Origin of the sequence: Ureibacillus endophyticus, from assembly GCF_003628435.1 — a bacterium.
Taxonomy (GTDB): Bacteria; Bacillota; Bacilli; order Bacillales_A; family Planococcaceae; genus Ureibacillus; species Ureibacillus endophyticus.
Genome location: NZ_RBZN01000038.1, coordinates 1 through 18666, shown reverse-complemented (window position 1 = coordinate 18666; position 18666 = coordinate 1). Strand labels below are relative to the sequence as shown.

The 18666-nt window shown below is 31.9% G+C and carries 23 protein-coding genes and 1 pseudogene; 11 read left to right on the top strand and 13 right to left on the bottom strand.

Translation table 11 applies throughout. The annotated features are described in order from the left end of the window. Positions 1 to 173 precede the first annotated feature (173 nt). The 8 genes from D8M03_RS13230 to D8M03_RS13195 all read right to left on the bottom strand — a co-directional run bounded on the left by D8M03_RS13230 (position 174) and on the right by D8M03_RS13195 (position 5568). Positions 174 to 407: a hypothetical protein gene (locus D8M03_RS13230; RefSeq protein ID WP_121215302.1), complete on the bottom strand. Its 234-nt coding sequence runs from the start codon at positions 405 to 407 to the stop codon at positions 174 to 176. Positions 408 to 516: 109 nt separating this feature from the next. Continuing rightward, on the bottom strand, positions 517 to 1167 hold the full coding sequence (locus D8M03_RS13225) for a LysE family translocator (protein WP_121215301.1): 651 nt from the start codon (positions 1165 to 1167) through the stop codon (positions 517 to 519). A 129-nt stretch (positions 1168 to 1296) separates the two neighbouring features. Continuing rightward, positions 1297 to 1680: a hypothetical protein gene (locus tag D8M03_RS13220; protein ID WP_121215300.1), complete on the bottom strand. Its 384-nt coding sequence runs from the start codon at positions 1678 to 1680 to the stop codon at positions 1297 to 1299. A gap of 252 nt (positions 1681 to 1932) precedes the next feature. Further along, complete coding sequence (locus tag D8M03_RS13215; protein WP_121215299.1) at positions 1933 to 2679, bottom strand: LytR/AlgR family response regulator transcription factor; 747 nt, start codon at positions 2677 to 2679, stop codon at positions 1933 to 1935. Continuing rightward, entirely contained in the window at positions 2676 to 3968 is a 1293-nt protein-coding gene (locus D8M03_RS13210) for a sensor histidine kinase (RefSeq protein ID WP_121215298.1), read from the bottom strand. The genes D8M03_RS13215 and D8M03_RS13210 overlap by 4 nt, the downstream gene beginning before the upstream one ends. Before the next feature lie 18 nt (positions 3969 to 3986). Next, on the bottom strand, positions 3987 to 4178 hold the full coding sequence (locus D8M03_RS13205) for a hypothetical protein (protein ID WP_121215297.1): 192 nt from the start codon (positions 4176 to 4178) through the stop codon (positions 3987 to 3989). Beyond that, a complete protein-coding gene (locus D8M03_RS13200) occupies positions 4175 to 4720 on the bottom strand; it encodes an accessory gene regulator ArgB-like protein (RefSeq protein ID WP_170148454.1) in 546 nt (181 codons plus the stop codon). The genes D8M03_RS13205 and D8M03_RS13200 overlap by 4 nt, the downstream gene beginning before the upstream one ends. Positions 4721 to 5007: 287 nt before the next feature. Beyond that, complete coding sequence (locus D8M03_RS13195; RefSeq protein WP_121215295.1) at positions 5008 to 5568, bottom strand: GNAT family N-acetyltransferase; 561 nt, start codon at positions 5566 to 5568, stop codon at positions 5008 to 5010. Between the two features lie 313 nt (positions 5569 to 5881). Here D8M03_RS13195 and D8M03_RS13190 point away from each other — a divergent pair, with 313 nt between their 5' ends. From D8M03_RS13190 to D8M03_RS13180, 3 genes are all read left to right on the top strand, one after another. Next, a complete protein-coding gene (locus D8M03_RS13190) occupies positions 5882 to 6943 on the top strand; it encodes a 2,3-butanediol dehydrogenase (RefSeq protein ID WP_121215294.1) in 1062 nt (353 codons plus the stop codon). A 230-nt stretch (positions 6944 to 7173) separates the two neighbouring features. Then, complete coding sequence (locus D8M03_RS13185; RefSeq protein WP_121215293.1) at positions 7174 to 7806, top strand: LysE family transporter; 633 nt, start codon at positions 7174 to 7176, stop codon at positions 7804 to 7806. Positions 7807 to 8216: 410 nt separating this feature from the next. Beyond that, complete coding sequence (locus tag D8M03_RS13180) at positions 8217 to 9116, top strand: cation diffusion facilitator family transporter (RefSeq protein ID WP_121215292.1); 900 nt, start codon at positions 8217 to 8219, stop codon at positions 9114 to 9116. Positions 9117 to 9190: 74 nt separating this feature from the next. Here D8M03_RS13180 and D8M03_RS13175 read toward each other — a convergent pair whose 3' ends face one another. Further along, positions 9191 to 9895: a YetF domain-containing protein gene (locus D8M03_RS13175; protein WP_121215291.1), complete on the bottom strand. Its 705-nt coding sequence runs from the start codon at positions 9893 to 9895 to the stop codon at positions 9191 to 9193. Between the two features lie 100 nt (positions 9896 to 9995). Here D8M03_RS13175 and D8M03_RS13170 point away from each other — a divergent pair, with 100 nt between their 5' ends. Further along, positions 9996 to 10331, top strand: coding sequence for a DUF4363 family protein (locus tag D8M03_RS13170; protein ID WP_121215290.1), 336 nt, complete (start codon positions 9996 to 9998; stop codon positions 10329 to 10331). Positions 10332 to 10670: 339 nt separating this feature from the next. Here D8M03_RS13170 and D8M03_RS13165 read toward each other — a convergent pair whose 3' ends face one another. The 3 genes from D8M03_RS13165 to D8M03_RS13160 form a co-directional block, all read right to left on the bottom strand. Continuing rightward, positions 10671 to 11093, bottom strand: a complete 423-nt coding sequence (locus D8M03_RS13165; protein ID WP_121215289.1) for a MarR family winged helix-turn-helix transcriptional regulator — start codon at positions 11091 to 11093, stop codon at positions 10671 to 10673. Between the two features lie 107 nt (positions 11094 to 11200). Continuing rightward, the gene (locus tag D8M03_RS17900) at positions 11201 to 11389 is read right to left on the bottom strand and encodes a hypothetical protein (protein WP_245987594.1); all 189 of its coding nucleotides are present in this window, start codon (positions 11387 to 11389) and stop codon (positions 11201 to 11203) included. Positions 11390 to 11416: 27 nt separating this feature from the next. After that, positions 11417 to 11944, bottom strand: a complete 528-nt coding sequence (locus tag D8M03_RS13160; protein ID WP_245987592.1) for a MerR family transcriptional regulator — start codon at positions 11942 to 11944, stop codon at positions 11417 to 11419. Between the two features lie 630 nt (positions 11945 to 12574). Here D8M03_RS13160 and D8M03_RS13155 point away from each other — a divergent pair. From D8M03_RS13155 to D8M03_RS13130, 5 genes and pseudogenes are all read left to right on the top strand, one after another. Further along, a complete protein-coding gene (locus D8M03_RS13155) occupies positions 12575 to 12931 on the top strand; it encodes a P-II family nitrogen regulator (RefSeq protein ID WP_121215288.1) in 357 nt (118 codons plus the stop codon). Between the two features lie 6 nt (positions 12932 to 12937). Further along, positions 12938 to 14254, top strand: a pseudogene (locus D8M03_RS13150) (ammonium transporter). Between the two features lie 581 nt (positions 14255 to 14835). Next, positions 14836 to 15354 (top strand): PadR family transcriptional regulator, encoded by a 519-nt coding sequence (locus tag D8M03_RS13140; protein WP_121215287.1) that lies wholly within the window; start codon positions 14836 to 14838, stop codon positions 15352 to 15354. A gap of 263 nt (positions 15355 to 15617) precedes the next feature. Further along, the gene (locus D8M03_RS13135) at positions 15618 to 15938 is read left to right on the top strand and encodes a heme oxygenase (RefSeq protein WP_121215286.1); all 321 of its coding nucleotides are present in this window, start codon (positions 15618 to 15620) and stop codon (positions 15936 to 15938) included. Positions 15939 to 16369: 431 nt separating this feature from the next. Next, complete coding sequence (locus tag D8M03_RS13130; RefSeq protein WP_211330931.1) at positions 16370 to 16909, top strand: GNAT family N-acetyltransferase; 540 nt, start codon at positions 16370 to 16372, stop codon at positions 16907 to 16909. Positions 16910 to 17120: 211 nt separating this feature from the next. Here the strand turns inward: D8M03_RS13130 and D8M03_RS13125 are convergent, their stop codons facing one another. After that, entirely contained in the window at positions 17121 to 17504 is a 384-nt protein-coding gene (locus D8M03_RS13125) for an iron chaperone (protein WP_121215285.1), read from the bottom strand. 242 nt (positions 17505 to 17746) lie between these two features. Between D8M03_RS13125 and D8M03_RS13120 the strand changes: the two genes are divergently transcribed. Both D8M03_RS13120 and sspO read left to right on the top strand, forming a co-directional pair. Beyond that, the gene (locus D8M03_RS13120; RefSeq protein WP_121215284.1) at positions 17747 to 18202 is read left to right on the top strand and encodes a GNAT family N-acetyltransferase; all 456 of its coding nucleotides are present in this window, start codon (positions 17747 to 17749) and stop codon (positions 18200 to 18202) included. 110 nt (positions 18203 to 18312) lie between these two features. Next, a complete protein-coding gene (sspO, locus tag D8M03_RS13115; protein ID WP_245987591.1) occupies positions 18313 to 18468 on the top strand; it encodes a small acid-soluble spore protein O in 156 nt (51 codons plus the stop codon). Positions 18469 to 18666: the final 198 nt, after the last annotated feature.

Genomic DNA, 18666 nt, shown 5'->3' with positions numbered 1-18666 from the left:
AAATAGAGTAGCTAGTTTGGTCAATAAATTTTAATCAAAGATTTTTAAAATAAAATGCATAATTAAAAGCACATCAACTGATTATGCTGATGTGCATTCTTATAATGCAATTATCCCTTGATAAAATGCTCATTTCCGTTATATGAAGAAAAAATTTCAGATAGTTTTATGAATCAAAGTCCTAATACAATCCCCCCTAAACAAATCATCACAATCCCAATGATTATGTTAAACTTTCCGCTATTCTTTAGTTCATTAATTTTTAAAAATCGCAAACCATTTAATAAAGATGCACATCCAATTAAAATAATTGCTATCGGTGTATAAGAACTATACTTTTCTGTAATTGATGCAGCTACAAAAATTATAAATGCGAATATGCATAAGATGAATGAAATTACTTTCAACTATATCCCCCCCATTAAAGTAACAGACTTTTTTTCGTTCTTAATCTTATCATAAATAGAAAAACACTTTCCTTGTTTTAAGGAAAGCGTCCTACTAAGGATGATAATATTAAGCTCTACTTTTTTCAAAAGCCAAAATAGCACCTAATATGATTAATACACCACCACTAATATTCTTTTGCCATTGGATTGCTTTTGTATTTGTTGTAAAACGATCTTTTAATGCTGTAGCTAATAAAGTTAATAAAATGTCAAATATTAAACCCATTACACCGAATACAACACCTAAGAAAATGAATTGAAAAGCGGTGTTACCAGCAGCAGGTTTTATAAATTGAGGTAAAAAAGTTAGGAAAAATAAAGCATTTTTAGGGTTTAAAATATTTGTAATAGCACCTTGTGTGAAAGACTTCCACACACTAGAATGGATTTTTTGTTGTGTATCCAATGTGATTTGTTGTTTTTCATGTATTGTTTTAACCCCTAAATAGACTAAATAAACTGCTCCAACGTATTTTACAATTTGGAAAGCAATCGTTGATGTCATTAAAATCGCTGAAAGTCCACAAACAGCTATTAAAATATGGAAAATAAATCCTAATTGCATACCGAATGCAGTTGCAATCCCCTGTTTTCTACCACCAGAAACACTTCTGCTTATAATGAATGCCATATCTGGACCTGGAATAATCATCATCACCATTGCAACCATTAAAAAAGCAGCAAAGTTTGAAAAATCAATTGATAAAAAATCTGCCATCTTACACCTCTGAAAACTTAAGTTATTCCAATTTCAAATATTATATTTGTATAACTATACATGTTAGATTATTAATTTACTATAACCAATACTAAGAGTTTTAGGGCTCACTATTAAAAAATGGCAACACTACGTTGCCATTCTTTTTAGATTATACTGATTGTACTGATGGATTCGAATTTCTAAAAAATTATATAAACCTGCGTAACTTTGCTGATCTAAAATTTTAATAATTTCTTCATGTTTCATAGCACCTAATTCAATTAAACATATTAAAGCCTCTGATAAACAGCTACCTGCATCAAAATGAAACGGTCGATACAAACTCGATGCTACATCATCATAACGCTCATTATAACGAGATTTCACTAGTAACTCGTATAGTTCTTGATAATTTTTTTCTCTGAGAATCCTTTGTATCACCGATTCACACAAACCATCCATTTTTACTAGAAGCTTTAAAGCACGCTCTAAACAAACTTCTCCATCGTATTCAATCGGTTGATTAGACACTCCTAACTCCCCCTTTTAAAAGCTTTATAGTAAACCAAATGCTATATAGTCAAAATTAATTTCGTCAATTACTTATAATTTTATTTTAATACCTTTTCATCAAAGTAGGGACTTTTTTCCTGAGCGTTCGGTTTGTTGTAATAATCGTTTCGCACTATGCAAATTTTTACCAAATTTCAAATAACAGGAATCAACCTCTAAACAAGAAAACAGCTAAAGTTGAAGTGGGTAAACCTTCAACCTTAGCCGTTTTTAATCATTTACTAAATGCTCATTCACCTTATGCTGAATATTTCGTAGCGCTCGAATAGAAATGGGACATCTCACACCATTCGCTAATTCGACGTACTTTTCCTTCTTATTTATCTCCACTACATTTTGAAGATTGATTACCATACTTTTGTGACACCTGAAAAAACTTGAATGCATCTCTTCAATCTCTTTAAGTTTTCCGTAAAACTCAAATACTCCATTTTTTTCAGATAATCGAATTTTATGAAAATCCTCAGATGTTTCAAAGTAGTAAATATTTTCGTAAGGAATGTTTTTTATTAATTCTCCCATTTTAATTTGAAAGAAATTGGTCACTTTATTTTGTCCTAATTGTTCGTAACGTGTAATTGAACTCACAAAAGCTTCAATTAACTCATCGGTAAAACTCTCCTCGGTACGCTTAATTATGAAATCTAATGCCGCTACTTTGTACTTAAATGTTAACTTCAATGCTTCTGAATAATCTGTTACGAAAATAATACTCGCTATCGGATCGTGTTTTCTAATTTCAGAAGCCAATTCAAGCCCATTGCGTCCGTCCCCTAAATTAATATCTAGGAAATAGCAATCTGCTTTATGATCCTCTAAATAGGATAAAACCTCCGCAGAATGAGAGGCAACTAGTACAAATTCTACACTTGGATGGTTGATCATGGCATAGTTTCTTAACCTGTTATAAAGCATTTTTTGTTGTTGTGGATTATCTTCACAAATTACAACTTTCATCGAATCCCCTCACTCTTTGTAACCTCGATAATTTGAGTAAATACACCATTATTTACATCTGTATTCAGCATAACATTCGGATAGTTTTTCAGAATGCTTTTAACAGTGCTTAATCCCGTACCACGATTTTTACCTTTCGTTGAGTAGCCCTCATCAAATATCTGGTTAATCATGATAGAATTATCGCTTATCGTATTTTCAATGATGATTAGTGTGGAACCCGACATACTGTGAAAAATTGCAATATCGATTTCTTTATTTTCGTTATTTTCTATATTTGCTTCAATAGCATTATCTAAAAATATTCCTAGAATTCTAGAAATATCAATCACATTCATGCTTAGTTCCTCAATTTCATCTGGAATTTCAATATGTACTGATATTCCCTCTTTTTCTGCTTGAAGCGTCTTTGTTAAAATAAGCCCTTTAATCCCTGTAATTTTTAAATTCGCCAAATTTGCTAGCCGCATATTTCTCTTAATCGTATCTTCTTCAGCAGAAAAAATATGCTTTTTAAAATACGTTTTCAATCCGTCAAAATCCTCTATTTCTATGTACCCCTGCATGGTAACTAAGATGTTGGCATGATCATGGCGAAATTTTTGCATATCATTATTAATTAACTCCAATGAATGCATGTATTCTGTATACTGCGCTGTTTCAAACTCAACTTTTCGATAGTGGTTTTCTTTTTTTATAGTAACAATTGTAAAATACAGTACAAACAGCATTATTGCAAAGTAGGTAATCTGTGTGATGATGTTAAATTTTAATAGATTCTGTTTAGATAAATAATCTGTTAAATAGAGATTGATATAGAACGTCCCCATTGTCACAAGTGCAATAAAAAGAATAAGCATATACGCAACTTTTATTTCACCAATTAAGTTATAGATCTTTCTTGTTGAATGTTGATAAATGATAATACTAACAACAAACAACAACGTAAAAATACATAAATGTTCTAAGTTTCCAGGTAATATATTAGGTAAAGCAGTCATCACATATTGCGAAAGATTATCTGTTATAACACCAAAAATCAAGACAAAGCATATATGTATGAGAGTTAGGAAGCTTTTGGAGAGCCAATAGAAGTAAGTAAAAGAACTAATTATTAAGTAGATGATTCCTTGCCATTGCCCTACAAATTGTAGTAGAACAATGGCAGGACCCATGCTTAGTAATATATAAAACAAGATACGCTTAATACTTAACTTGATTTGAGTTGTATAAGAAATAGCCCAAAATATTCCGATTAACTCAACCAAACCTGCGATTAATAATTGCATTACCTTCACCAATTCACTTTATTCATTATCTGCAAAACGATTGTTCTTCAATAACTCATCAGGTACTTTCTTTTCATTGAAAAATGCTGTACACGCTTGAACAGTTGCCATACCACCTACTGCCACAAGTCCTTGAGCTACTTTGGACGCAACAAAATTTAATTTTAATCCTTTATTATTTTTCACTGTCATTTGTTTCTCTTTTTTCATACTAATTTCTCCCCTTTTATTTTTTGTGTAATTAACATAAACACTTCTAAAAATACACCATAACTGATTAGAACCTTCATTTCTGCTGGACTGAAACAAAATACACCAATTAAAATGAATAGTCTTATGTTCATTTGCTTACGCAGATAACTTCGGTGTTTTTCACTAATAATTGGTTGATTTTCAGTACCTTGTGGTGCAAGTATGTAGATGAATAATAACATAATACAAAAACCGATATATAGGAAGATAGCTGAAAGATTACCGAATTGATTTGTTAAAAAGTTTATAGCTATTGGAAATGCTATCAGACTCCATGCAATACATATATACAAATTTTTAAAATGATATCCTAAACATACTTGTCTTAAAAGCAAGAAAGAAAGGTGTGTTATCAGTGTTGGTACAAAACAATCTAATAAAAATGCAACCAAATAGATAATTAGCAATTTATTAATCTCTGCTAATACAATTTGAATACCAAACTTTAATTTTTCTTTTTCAAGAGGCGAAAAATTTTCTTGATTTAAAAAACTAAACAATGCATTTTCTAGCCTATTTATCCTATATACCTCCCATCCATAATATTCTTAGGTACGTCAAAATTAACACTTAAGGTAATTCATTCTACCTGTTAGTATTTTAGCATTATATTATATTTCAGTCCCTTTTTCATCATAAACGTACACTTTTTAATCATAATCGTCACTCAACTATGATTCTTTTAAACTTTGATATAAGTAAAAGCCATTTGAAAAATACTCAAATGGCTTCTTATACATGTAAAATATTATTCATTAATGTAATCAAGTAGGCTGCATTTTATCTCTCAATCCATATGCTGATTAATTCTATTATAATCTTCTTTTGTTAAACCATAGACATAATGATCTACATACTTATCATATAGCCACTCTACACATCTTAGACAACCTTCTCTTTGGAAGCCTAGTTTTTCAGGGATAGCTAAACTTTTAAGATTTTCTGTTGCAACCCTTATTTCGATTCTATTTAAATTTAACTCTGTAAAACAGTAATCGATAACGGCTTTACAAGCATTTGTCATTAAGCCTTTTCCTTGATATGTTTCACCTAACCAGTAGCCTATTGAAGTAGATTTATTTGCCCAATTTATACCATGTAACCCTATAACTCCTGCTAATTCTCCTTTATACCAAATACCTGCTTGAAAACCATTATTGTTGCAGAATTGTTTCATAGTGCCTTCAATAAAATGCTTCGAATCTTCAATAGTCTTGGTAGAGTCAACCCAAGGCAACCATTCACGTAAATAGTTCCTAGATTGATTAGTTAATTCAAAAAGTAATTTTGTATGTCTAACTTCTAATAATCTTAATTCAATCACATCATTTATCTTATGTTTAAACATATTTTGCCTCCATAAACTTCTTTTATATAAATATATCTTCAACTAGTATAAATTAAATTCCTTGTTAACAATATACATTATTTCTAAATCCAATCTCTTACAATGTTATTAGAAAAAAATCACTTCCATAGTTTTTAGTCCCTTTCTCATTCAAAAAGTGCCCGTTAGCTATTCAGTCAATAATTTTTGTACATTATTTCATCATTTTATTGAGAAAGTTTTATAGTTTTACACAAAATAGTATCGATAAATTTGGTAAAATTATATTGCTATTACATATATAGTAAATACTTTGATTTGGGGTGTAATACTTATGAAAGCAGCACTTTGGTATAAAGCAAAAGATATTCGAGTAGAAAACATTGAAGAACCTCAAGTAACTTCAGGTCGTGTAAAAATTCAAGTTGCATATACAGGCATATGCGGTAGCGATCTTCATGAATACGTAGCGGGTCCAATCTTTATTCCTGTTGAAAAACCGCATGAAGTAAGTAAAGATGTGGCACCAATTGTAATGGGTCATGAATTTTCTGGAACAGTTGTTGAAGTAGGAGAAGGCGTAACGAGCGTAAAAGTTGGTGACCAAGTTGTCGTAGAACCAATTTTGGCTTGTGGGAAATGTCCAGCTTGTCAAAAAGGAAAATATAATATTTGTAAACACTTAGGATTCCACGGTTTATCTGGTGGAGGCGGTGGCTTCTCTGAATATACAGTAGTTGATGAACGCTGGGTACATAAAATGCCAGAAGGGTTAACATTAGAGCAAGGTGCTTTAGTAGAGCCAGCAGCAGTAGCATTACATTCAGTACGTATGAGTAAAATAAAAGCTGGAGATAAAGCCGTTGTATTCGGTGTTGGACCAATTGGTTTATTAGTAATTGAAGCATTAAAAGTTGCAGGTGCATCAGAAATTTATGCAGTAGAATTATCAAAAAAACGCGGAGAAAAAGCATTAGAGCTTGGAGCAACAGCTGTTATTAATCCAGCAGAAGTGGAAGATGTAGTAGCAGAAATTCAAGCACTGACAAACGGTGGTGCAGATGTAGCATTCGAAGTAACTGGTGTGCCAGTCGTATTGAAACAAGCGATTAATTCTACTACATTTGAAGGTGAAACAGTTATTGTATCCATTTGGGAAAATGAAGCATCATTCCAACCAAATAATATCGTACTATCTGAACGCTCTGTAAAAGGTATTATCGCATATCGTGATATTTTCCCAGCTGTTATGAATTTAATGAAACAAGGTTACTTCCCAGCTGAAAAATTAATCACAAAGCATATTCTTATCGATGATATCGTATCAGAAGGATTCGAAACATTAGTAAACGATAAAGAACAAATCAAAATCCTAGTTTCTCCAAATAATAAATAATAAGTTGATAGTAGTTGCAAATTGTAACTGTTGAGACTTGTAAGATATTAAAAGCAGACGGTTTAGAAGCTCTCGAATTGTGCTTCAAAATGGCCGTCTGTTTTTAACTTTAAAAAATCTTGTCCTATTCCTGTATTTATAGAAAAAAATTGAAAAATTATTTTTATTCAAGTACATTTATATTTATAAACGGACGTAAGAAAGGATGCTTTTTTGAAAGTAGTGTTGAAATGAGTTTATATTTTACGTATGTCATGATTGGACTTGCCATTGCAATGCCTGTTGGTGCAATAACAGTCGAGATGACAAAACAAGGTTTAAAAAATGGTTTTATCCACGGTTGGGCTGTTGGAATTGGTGGAATGACCATTGATTTGTTACTAATTATGGCATTATATTTAGGCTTAGCTAATTTTTTAGCTTTACCTTATATTCAAATGCCACTTTGGATTGTTGGGGCTGTATTTTTATTGATACTTGCTTATGACTCCATTAAAAATGCAGATAAGGATATAACATTAGCAGGCGAAAAAGTAACAAAATCATTTTTCTCAACCTATCGCAATGGAATATTAGTAGCTAGCTCTCCAGGAAATTTAGTGTTTTGGGTTTCTGTATTTGGAGCAGTTTTAGCTGATTCGTTTGCAGAAAATGGAGCAAATCAATTCATTATTGTCGCATTAGGTATTTTAACAGGTATATTAATGCATGATATTGGATTATTAACAATCGTTTCATTAACAAGAAAAGTTATGAATCGTAATATGATCAAGTGGACTTCAATCATTGCAGGAATATTGTTATTTGGATTTGCCTGTTATTTTATATATGAATTCATTATTGATTTAAAAAATTTTATATAACGTTTTTAACAGGTTCTAAATATTAAATTTTAGGACCTTTTCATTTTATAAGCCATCATTATCTCTATTGAGCTCCTTTTATTCTCTTTTCCACTTAACTCGAAAAGATTTAACTTCTCGAATGGTTCTGGTGTTTCAAAATATTTAGTAACATGATTACAATTCAAGTAATGTGATTGGATTAGGTTAAAGATTGTAAACAGAAATAAAAAACAAACTCAATATTTAAAACTATTGAAAACATAATTTAATAGGACTATAATTTATGAGCGCTAATTTTTAGGAGTGATAGAATATGATGCCGTTTTCTAGTTTAACTAAATTATATATTTTCACTTAAAATCCTTTGACGATTAAAGTCAAAGGATTTTGTTGTTTTAGGGAAAGATTTTTAGTGGAGGTACAAATTAATGAATCAACACACACATTCAAACACTTCCATGATGGCTGGCTGGATTAGTTTAATCAGCAACATAGTGTTAACATTTCTAAAAATAATAGTTGGTGCAATTTTTAACAGTCCCGTACTTCTAGCAGATGGTTATCATAATGCTGGTGATGTAATCGCAAGTGGTGCTACATTAGCATCGATGCGTATTTCTAAGCGTCCTGCTGATGAAGATCATCCTTATGGACACGGGAAGGCGGAAGTTCTAAGCTCTGCGATTGTTGGAATTATTTTAGTTTTAGCCGCTTGTTATATTGCTTATGAATCTATCAAAGTATTCTTTGAGGAGCCTGAAAAAGCAGGGGTAATTGCTTTCGTAACAGCTATTATTTCTCTAGTTTGGAAATTCATTTTATACATATACACGATGAACATAGGGAAAAAAACAAATAGTAAAGGTTTAATTGCTACAGCAAAAGATCATCTTGCAGATGTGTATGCTTCATTAGCTGCTGTAATTGGTATTGGCCTTACATTAGTTGGAGAAGCTACTCAAAATAACATCCTATTGTTTGGGGATCCAATTGCTGGATTGATTGTAACTATCTTAGTATTTAAATTGGCATACGGAATGCTCGTAGAAGCTGGTGCATCACTTATGGAAAAAAGCGTAGGTCAAGAGTTGTTAGATGATTTTCACAATCTCATTTTAACTGTACCAGATGTAAAACGGATTGACCGACTACGCGCAAGAGAAAATGGTCATTATATACTGGTAGATCTTCGTGTGAGTGTACCAGCAAATTTTACGATTCAAGAAGGTCATGATATTATACGTAAAATTAAAAAGACAATTATGGAACATCATGATGATGTGGCAGAAGTGTTAATCCATTTAAATCCTTGGTACGAAAATGATTAATAATCTTAAATATCCACCGAACTAGTTTAAAAACCCGTAAATATTACATAAAGTAAGTTTTTACGCGTTTTTAATTAACTTTCATCTTTTTGTATCTTATCTTTATAAAGGTCTACATAAAGAGACCCGTTTGAATCAACTTGAGCTATAAAGATATCATCTATTGATTGTGCACCTTGTTTTTTTATTTTTTTTTGAAGCCATTCCTCAGTATATCCTAAAGTAGATAAATTTTTATATAAAATATGTCCATCGACAATTAATAAAGTTGGGGCGTGTTCTAATTTTACCTTCATGCCCAATAAACTTGGTGTAATTGGTTCCACATCTGTTCTTTTCATAATACTTAGTTCCCCATTTGTTTCTAAGATAGCCATCTCAACATCTTCAATTTTAAATACCCCTTTTTCTCTTAAAAGCATCATTAATTCATCAATAGCAAGTTGATTTTTTTTCATACTTTCTTCTAAAACTTTGCCCTCTTTGATGACGATAGAAGGTCTTCCATCTGTTATTTGTAGGAACTTTCTAGATTTCATGCCAAAAAATCCGAGGATAATCGGAAAAATCCCCCAGATAGCTAAAGAGACCACCCCATTTGAAATTTGAATGTTTTTATCAACAGACATCGATGCAGCAATTGATCCGATAGTAATCCCGACGACATAATCAAAAAATGTAAGTTGTGAAAGTTGTTTTTTCCCCATAATCCTAGTCAAAAATAGCAATAAGATAAATGCGATAATCGATCGTATTAAAATTAATGAATAATCTGGCACTAAAAAAATTCCTCCAATTTTTATTTAAGACTGATTATGTTTTTACTATTATTAGGAAAACCTAGTTATTATATTCAAATTAGGAAGGATTACTTAACTTATGAAAAATTGGATTTTACTTTCATCGTTATTAATTTTGATATCTGGTTGCTCAAATATTAATGGAGAAAATGAATTTTATGAACAGGTGAACTCGATTGAGAACGCTTTAAAGGATCCAGATTGGAAACAACTAAATTTACTCGGTGCTAAATTAGAGCAACTATATCGTCATAACCTCTGGAAAATCCAGTTAATGGGGGATGAAGATGAATATGAAAGTTTACAAGAAAGCATTAATCAATTAATTGCCGCAATTGAAGAACAAGATATGACCGAATTAAAATTAGAAATTGCATCCATAAAAACATACCTCGAGGACATCTATTCTCTTTAAAAATAAATTTTCGTTTCATTATTCACCCTTCAAACATAAGTATTTTAATTTTGTATGGTTTACATTTCTGTTAATAGATGTTGTGCTTTTGATGTTTAAATTAAGACAGGCGCTATCCCAAAAAAACGGACGCATTCCTTATGAAAGAAATGCGTCCTATTTTACAGATAAAATTTAGCACTATCCCTATCGCAATTAAAAAGTTTAAGATACTCCCTTTTTAACTTGTCGACTTTGTTTTACCAAGATTACTGAGGCTACGATGACACCTGTAAGTAAACAATTATATATGTCTTTAAATTACACCTATCACTATGATTGACACTCGTTCTCTTTGACTCATTGGTTATCCTCCATTTTTTTTAATAATACATTCACTTTATGAAGAGCATATTTTAAGTCTATTTTCTCTTCATCGCTTAATTTCGTTAAATTTTCATTAAACATTTGATAAACCTTAATCCATTTTCGTTCTTCAATTCCCTTACCCTTTGGTGTCAGTGATATCAAAACCGCGCGTCTATCTTTTGGATCGGGCTCCTTAACCACATAACCACCATCTTCTAAATCACTAATGATATTGGTTAGTTGTTGCTTAATAATACCAAATCCAACGCTTATTTCTTTAAGATTTAAGGCTCTCTTTTGCATATACATATACTCAATTACGTGATTCTGTAAATGTGATAGTTCTACAGAGTCCTTATTCAAATCACTAAAACTTCCGAACAAATTCGGTATCAAGGCTATATACTGAAACATAAATCAATGTTTAATTCGTATTTTAGTAAAAAATGATTTACTAAATACCTAAACTTTCACAGAGCATTAATAAAGGCGCTTTTCCAATACAAAAAAGCGCCCTTTAATTATTGATTTGACAAGTAGTTAGATGCTACTTTATTTAGATAATAACTGTAACCAACTTGCTGTTGTTCAAGCATATTTCTGTGATAGTCGTCTGTAATGAAAAACTCTGTTTGATTTAGGAAATCTTGTGGTGTTGAAGGATGTCCTTTACTTTCAAGGAATGATAAATGTTCTTTTACACGATCCAATACTTGCGGGGCATTTACTGACAGACCTTATTGTAAGAAATGAACCATATCCTCATTAAATGACTGTGCTTCCATTGCAGTGTCGTTCATTAATTCTACATCAATCGCCTTACTGGACAGGTCAAAATCGTATTCACTCTTCAAATGTTCTGTATGGTCCTTTAAAGCTTCTTTCCATTCCTCTTCTGTATTAAAACCTTTAAACATTTTCTCCATATCTAAATCTCCCCCTTCTTTTACACTTTCAATAGAACATTCAATTGTCTCAATGAGGCCCTTCAAACGATTGACTTTTTTCTCTAATAAATACTTTTGTTGTATCAGCCTATTCTCCCGATTAATTTCCCCATCTAATAATTCTTTAATTTCCTTAAGAGGAAAATCCATTTCTTTGTAAAAAAGAATATGCTGTAAACGTACTAAATCTTTTTTTCCGTATAAACGATAGCCAGCTTCTGTAGTTTGTTCTGGTATTAAAAGGCCAATTTTGTGATAATGGTGTAACGTATTCACAGTTGTATGTGCTAGTTTAGCAACTTCATGAACGGTGTACATTGTTACCTCCTTTCTGTGGTCTTTATACTAAAGTATCCTCTAAGGTAAGAGTCAACACTTTAATTAAATTTTTGATATAGAAAAAGCACAATTCTAATTGAATTGCGCTAGTAGCAGTTATATAGTTGTTGCGATACCTCATTCCACAGTTCCTTATATCTTAATTCAAAATCTTCATCAAATGTAATTCTGTTAAATAAACAGGGAAATTTTATTTCTCCCTCATCTTTATTCTAATTTAGAAAAATATTTGTAGGTAAATCAAAAAGTTCAGTGTATAAGTTGTATCAGTCTTCATCAAAAATGAATTATCCAATTTCCCTCCCCCTTTTAATATCCATTATTTAATACAACTTTAGAGAATTTTTCATAAAAAGGCAACAAACGATAATTTTTACAGCGATTCACTTATTCTTTCTTAAGGGTCATTTATTTTCTTATATATAACAATAAAATTGAAATAATACTCTAGACATAACTTCCTCCATAATTAATAAAGCCCCTATTATCAGTACTCTCTGGTCCTAAATGTTTTATTACGATAGGTATAATCTAATATCGAGATTGGATATATGAAAAAAATATACTATATTAGTACAATATAAAATTCAAAATTTTCAGGTGATAAAAATGAAAAAAATTGAAGCGATCATAAGTCCAGAAAAGCTGACTGATACCCTAAAAGGATTAAAGAGTATCGGGATTACGGGGTTCACCGTATCCCAGGCAGTTGGAAGAGGGAAACAAAAAGAAACACAAGGGGTTTATCGGGGGAAAAATTATAAAGTAACCCTTCGCCCAAAAATTAAATTAGAGATTGTCCTTTCCGACTATATGGTCAAGCAAACAATAGAGACAATTGTTGCCTCTGCACAAACAGGAGAAGATGGGGATGGAAAAATTTACGTATATCCCATTCTTGAAGCCTATAACATTAAGACAGGCGAAGCAGACCTAAGTACAGATGATTTAGTGAATCCGGAGTGATAAAATATGGAATTAATCTTTTTAAATACAGTATGGATTGTGTTAGCAGCGGCAATGGTTTTATTTATGGAGGGTGGATTTAGTTTACTAGAATCTGGTTTGGTTCGAACTAAAAATGCGGTTAATGTTACGATGAAGATTTTTGTAGATTTAACAGTTGGCATCTTAGCTTTTTGGCTCATTGGTTTTGGCATTATGTTTGGAGAAGATGCCTTTGGAATGATTGGGACAAGTTTATTTGGCAGTCCAGAAAAGATTTCTTTATCCATTGAATTACCTAGTGCAGCTTTTGTTCTATTTCAGATGGGATTTGCAGTTGCGAGTATTTCGATTGTTTCTGGTGCAGTAGCTGAACGTATGAATTTTAAAGCCTATATTGTAACAGTAGCCCTGATTTGAATTATTATCTATCCTCTTTCAGGTCATTGGATTTGGAATAGTGAAGGTTGGTTATCCAAATTGGGCATGAAGGATTTTGCTGGATCTGCTGCAATTCACGCACTTGGTGGATTCATTGCTTTTGCAATAGCCAAAATATTAGGGCCTAGAAAAGGAAGATTTAATTCAGATGGTAGTACGAATGTATTTGCGCCTAGTAATATTCCGTTAGCTTCTTCTGGTGCTTTTATTCTTTGGTTCGGATGGTTTGCCTTTAATGCTGGAAGCACACTAGATGCATCCAATACTTCCCTTGCATCAATTGCTCTTAATACACTTCTTGCCGGAGCAAGTGGTGGTACTGCTGCTCTTTTCATGACATTGAAAAAGTTTGGAAAAGCAGACCCAAGTATGACGATTAACGGTGTATTAGCCGGCTTAGTAGCTATAACTGCTGGATGTGCATTTGTTTCTCAATGGAGTGCCATCATTATTGGTGTTACTAGTGGTGTCATTGTGATTTATGCTACTTTATTAGTAGATAATCTAAAAGTAGATGACCCTGTTGGAGCTGTAGCTGTACATGGTTTTAATGGGGTATTTGGAACGATTGCAGTTGGGTTGTTCGATTCATCTCAAGGTCTTTTTACAACTGGTGATTTTTCTCTCATAAAAGTACAATTATTGGGTTCAATTGTCGTAGTTGTGTGGGGACTTATCGGCGGAATCTTCATTGCAAAGGTATGTCAAGTAACAGTCGGTTTACGAGCAAGTGAACAAGAAGAGGAAGAAGGATTAGATATGTCCTACCATGGTATCCCTGCCTACAATGAAATAGAACGTTTCACTGATTTACCTACAAATTTATATGATTTTGAAGAAACAACAGGAATTATCATTGCCCCAGCAAAAAATAAAAAGTCAGTAAATAAAACTCCTGTTTGATCAAATAATATCACCTTTATAATAAATACAGTTGTTTACTTAAGCTTGTATGTAATATAAACCAATTAATAAAAGTGCCAGCCTGCTAAAGGAGTGGCACTTTTATTATTACTAAATTTTTCCTCAATTAATAAATGCGCCGATTTTTGAAAATCATTTTCTCTACTATAGCCCCTTGTAAGTAACTCCCGAAAAGTGGCTATATTTTAGAAAAAGCACTATCTATTTTATTATTTTTTGGATATCCATTCATATAGAATGTCAGGTAAATTTTCTTCATTTTCATGTCCTCTAGAAATGATTCCCCTATTGTAAAGAAGGAATAGTACCTCTGTGTAATCGATGTTGAAGATAAAAAATTTTATTTAATGTTTCCGACATCTTGATTATACTAAAGAACTGCGTGTACAAACATAGAATAAATTTAAATAAACCAGGACTGCTGTTATTTTTCTGGATAATAAAAGATTTCCTTTATTTATAACCCTATTAACCAGAAATCACTAGATTCGCACTCAATTGACGGCAAGTAAAATTTACGAGAGAATATATAAGGATTGATGAAAGAAAGGAGGATTTCAGTGGAACATCGCTCACTAATTCTGCTTGGTTTATTAATGGGGCAAAGTCAACACGGATATCAAATTAATGAATTTATCGAAAGAAATTTAAGTACAGTTACAAATATGAAAAAACCAACTGCTTATGCTACTCTAGATAAACTAAATCAAAAAGGTTTTATTGACATACAGTTAGAGCAAGAGGGTAATAGACCCACTCGTAAAGTGTACTCTATAAATGAAAGTGGCCGAAACTATTTTTATAAATTGCTATTGAATAATCTGTCTTCTGCTGAAAGTGTTAATTACCAAGGAGATATTGGGTTAATGTTTATTGACTTTCTTCCTATGGAAAAAGCAATACCAGCCTTGAAAGAACGATTAAAGAAAAACGAATATCTAATAGAGCTATTTAAAAAAACTCCTACACATGGCAACCGAACTGGTGTTAATCTTGCAGTTGAACATAAAATTACAATGTTAGAAGCAGAGGTTGCATTTCTTGAAAAAACCATTAAACGTCTTCTCCATTTGGATTAATTTAATACTCAATATATCAACGGAGCCATAAATGGTTCCTTTTTTATTTGAGTCACAATAAAAAAAAATCATATTTTGATCATATAGTCACGTTTGACTAATCACAAAATTACTATTATTATTTACATTGACGAACGAAACGAGATAATAGATTGAACAGAAATAGGAAGACTAAAACTGGCATTGCTTTCAGTCTTGTAAAGTTGAAGTTCGTCCATACTAAAGGATAAATATTTGCTTTGAAAATTAAGGAGGAATAATAAATGATTATTGTAACTAATAAAATTAAAACGAAACTAGGTTTTGCAGAAAAAATGGCTCCAATGTTCACAAGACCAGGGGATTTACAAAAAATGGATGGATTTGTAAAAGTAGAAGTTTTAATTACTAAAAATCTTACAGAATATGATGAGCTTAATGTAAATATGTATTGGAACACTATTGAAGACTTTACTAATTGGAAAAATAGCGATGCTTTTAAAGACGCTCATAGAGGACCAGGTAACTCTGAACAAGAATCTCCAATCTTAGGAAGTGAAATTATTATTTCAGAGGTTGCTTCGACTTTAGAGGGAAATGCTTAATTACTTACTAGAGGTGTCCAAAAAGGAAAAACTTTTTGGACACCCTTTTTCTTTATTGAAAATTATCCCTTACGAATTATTGCTTCTGCGGTAGTCGAAATAAACATCCACTCTCCTCTTCGCCATTTTATCTGTGACGAAATCGTAAGCGTCAGTCACAATGGTTACGACTTAAAAGGACTTTTCAGACTACCCTTGTTTGTAAACTAGTAAAAATCAAGGAATTTTAAATCTATTTTATCTTTACGAATAGTACGGTTCACCTTTCATAATACTAAAATATTTTGCATCACAATGTGACCCTAGAATACAAAATACGTCCAAATCCTTCATGAACGGCACCCAATTGTTGATTAACCCTCAAATTATACACCCCTCACCTTCCAATAACGGTAACGGAAAATATAGTAAGAATGATAAGGAGTATACAGATGAGAGATAACAAAATAATCATAGAAACAGAGAGATTAATTCTTAGGGAATTAACAGAACACGATTTTGAAGCTTTGTATGCCATTTTAGGAGATGCTGAAGTAATGCAGTACTATCCCGATGTATTCGATGAAGAAAAAGTAAGAACATGGATTAATAATAACATTGAAAGATATCAAATATTCTCGTTTGGATTATGGGCGGTTGTTTTAAAGGAAACAGGTGAGTTAATTGGAGATTGCGGACTTACAATGCAGGTGATTGATGGGAAAATAAAACCAGAAATAGGCTATCATATACGAAAAAATATGCAGAAAAAGGGATATGGAAGTGAAGCCTCAAAAGCTGTTAGAGACTGGGCTTTTACATATACCCCGTTTAATATACTTTATTCATATATGAAGTTCACAAATGTTGGTTCATATCGCACAGCTATTTCGACAGGAATGAAGCTAATAGACGAATTTCCTGACGAAGTAAATGAATTCACTAAAGTTTATGCGATAACAAGAGAAGAATGGATGGATTTAAAAAAGTAAAAATTCTTTAAAGAACCACCTATAAAACAACAAAAAGGGACGAATGTTGTTAAATCAACATTTGTGCCTTTTCGCTTGAAGCATAAATTATAAGAAAAACTTAAATAACATATTTAATATAGTTGATAAAATTATTCAACAAATATTGCACGATAACTAAATGGCTTTGTACAGTTCATTAAATTAGCAAACTTAGCTACTTCTAATTTAATTATTTTTTCTTTTTTATTTTCTCTTCCGCTTTACGTTGGTTTTCAGCAACTCTAAATTTTACTATTTGACTAATTAATTCATATGGGACTGGTTTTCCGATTGGGAATTGAACTGCACCTTTAGAAGTTTTATATTCTGATAACTCCTGCTGAAAAGAACTTATTCCGCTTGAAGATGGATAGAAGCCTATATGGTTTTTATATGCAGCAAAATGTACCAAATTGCCATTCAATGCAAAAGTAGGCATTCCATAACTTATCTTTTCCTCGGCATTTGGTGCTGAATCCTTTATTACCTTTCTTATTGTATTTAATATTTCTTGAATCTCTTGAGGATAGAGTAAAATATATTCATCAATTGATTTGGGAATGGTTTTGTCCATAATATACCTCCTCTTAAATTTAAGTAACTAAAGGCTTCTGAATTAGAATAAGCAAATCTATTCTCACTACCCCATTTAAAATACTTTACATCTTTTTTTCTTACAGAATCAACATAATGTTTTCGTAATTTCTATGCATTTCAAAACACCCTAAGTTCTCTCTTTTTGCCTGAATGAATAACCATAATAATGATTCCTTATTTTTCCTCTTAAATTATAATTAAATTAAGAGGAGGATGGTTATGGATATAAAAATAGATGACTTAACAGATATTCGCACAATAAAACTTATTAAGACCCATTTAGCAGGTATGATGGAAAACTCTCCTGTTGAAAGTATACACGCTTTAAATGTTGAAGGACTCAAACAAGATAATATTACTTTTTATAGTGCGTGGGAAGATAACGACATTATGGGATGTGGAGCACTAAAAGAATTAACGGCAAAGCATGGGGAAGTAAAATCTATGCGAACAGCGGAGAAACATTTAAGAAAAGGTGTTGCTAGTGCGATATTACAACACATTATTAACGTGGCTAAAAAACGTGGTTACACAAAATTAAGTCTAGAAACCGGTTCAATGGATGCATTCAAACCTGCACACCGTCTATACGAAAGTTTTGGCTTCAGATACTGTAAGCCCTTTGACCAATATTGGGATGATCCGAACAGTTTATTTATGGAAATTGATTTATAACTAATCTTTATTTTGTACAGTTAAACAATTTTAAGTAGTGACAATAACAATTAACAAAAATGCATACTCAGGACAACACGTAGCAAACTAACTACATGGAGGTGTTGAAAGTGAGTAACAACCGGAAAAGCAATGTAAGTGATACTATTAGTGATAAGCAGGCAGTAAGAAAGAATTTATCAAGAGAGTTCGATCATGAATTTGCAAATGAACCATTAACAGCGACAGAAAGAGCTAATAATAAGAAAACGAAGAAGCGACAGTAAGGAAAAAAATTTATGCAACAAGCCCCTATCTATATTAAGGTGGGGGCTTGTCGAAGTTTAATAAACGAAAGAAAAAGGGTTCTATATTAATTGTTGGGGTTTGCCTACAATTTATGAAAAACAAAATGCACAACATCACCTATTTTTCTATACTTGAGTTGACTAGAAACAAGCAGAAAAAGGTGAGTTGTGCATTAT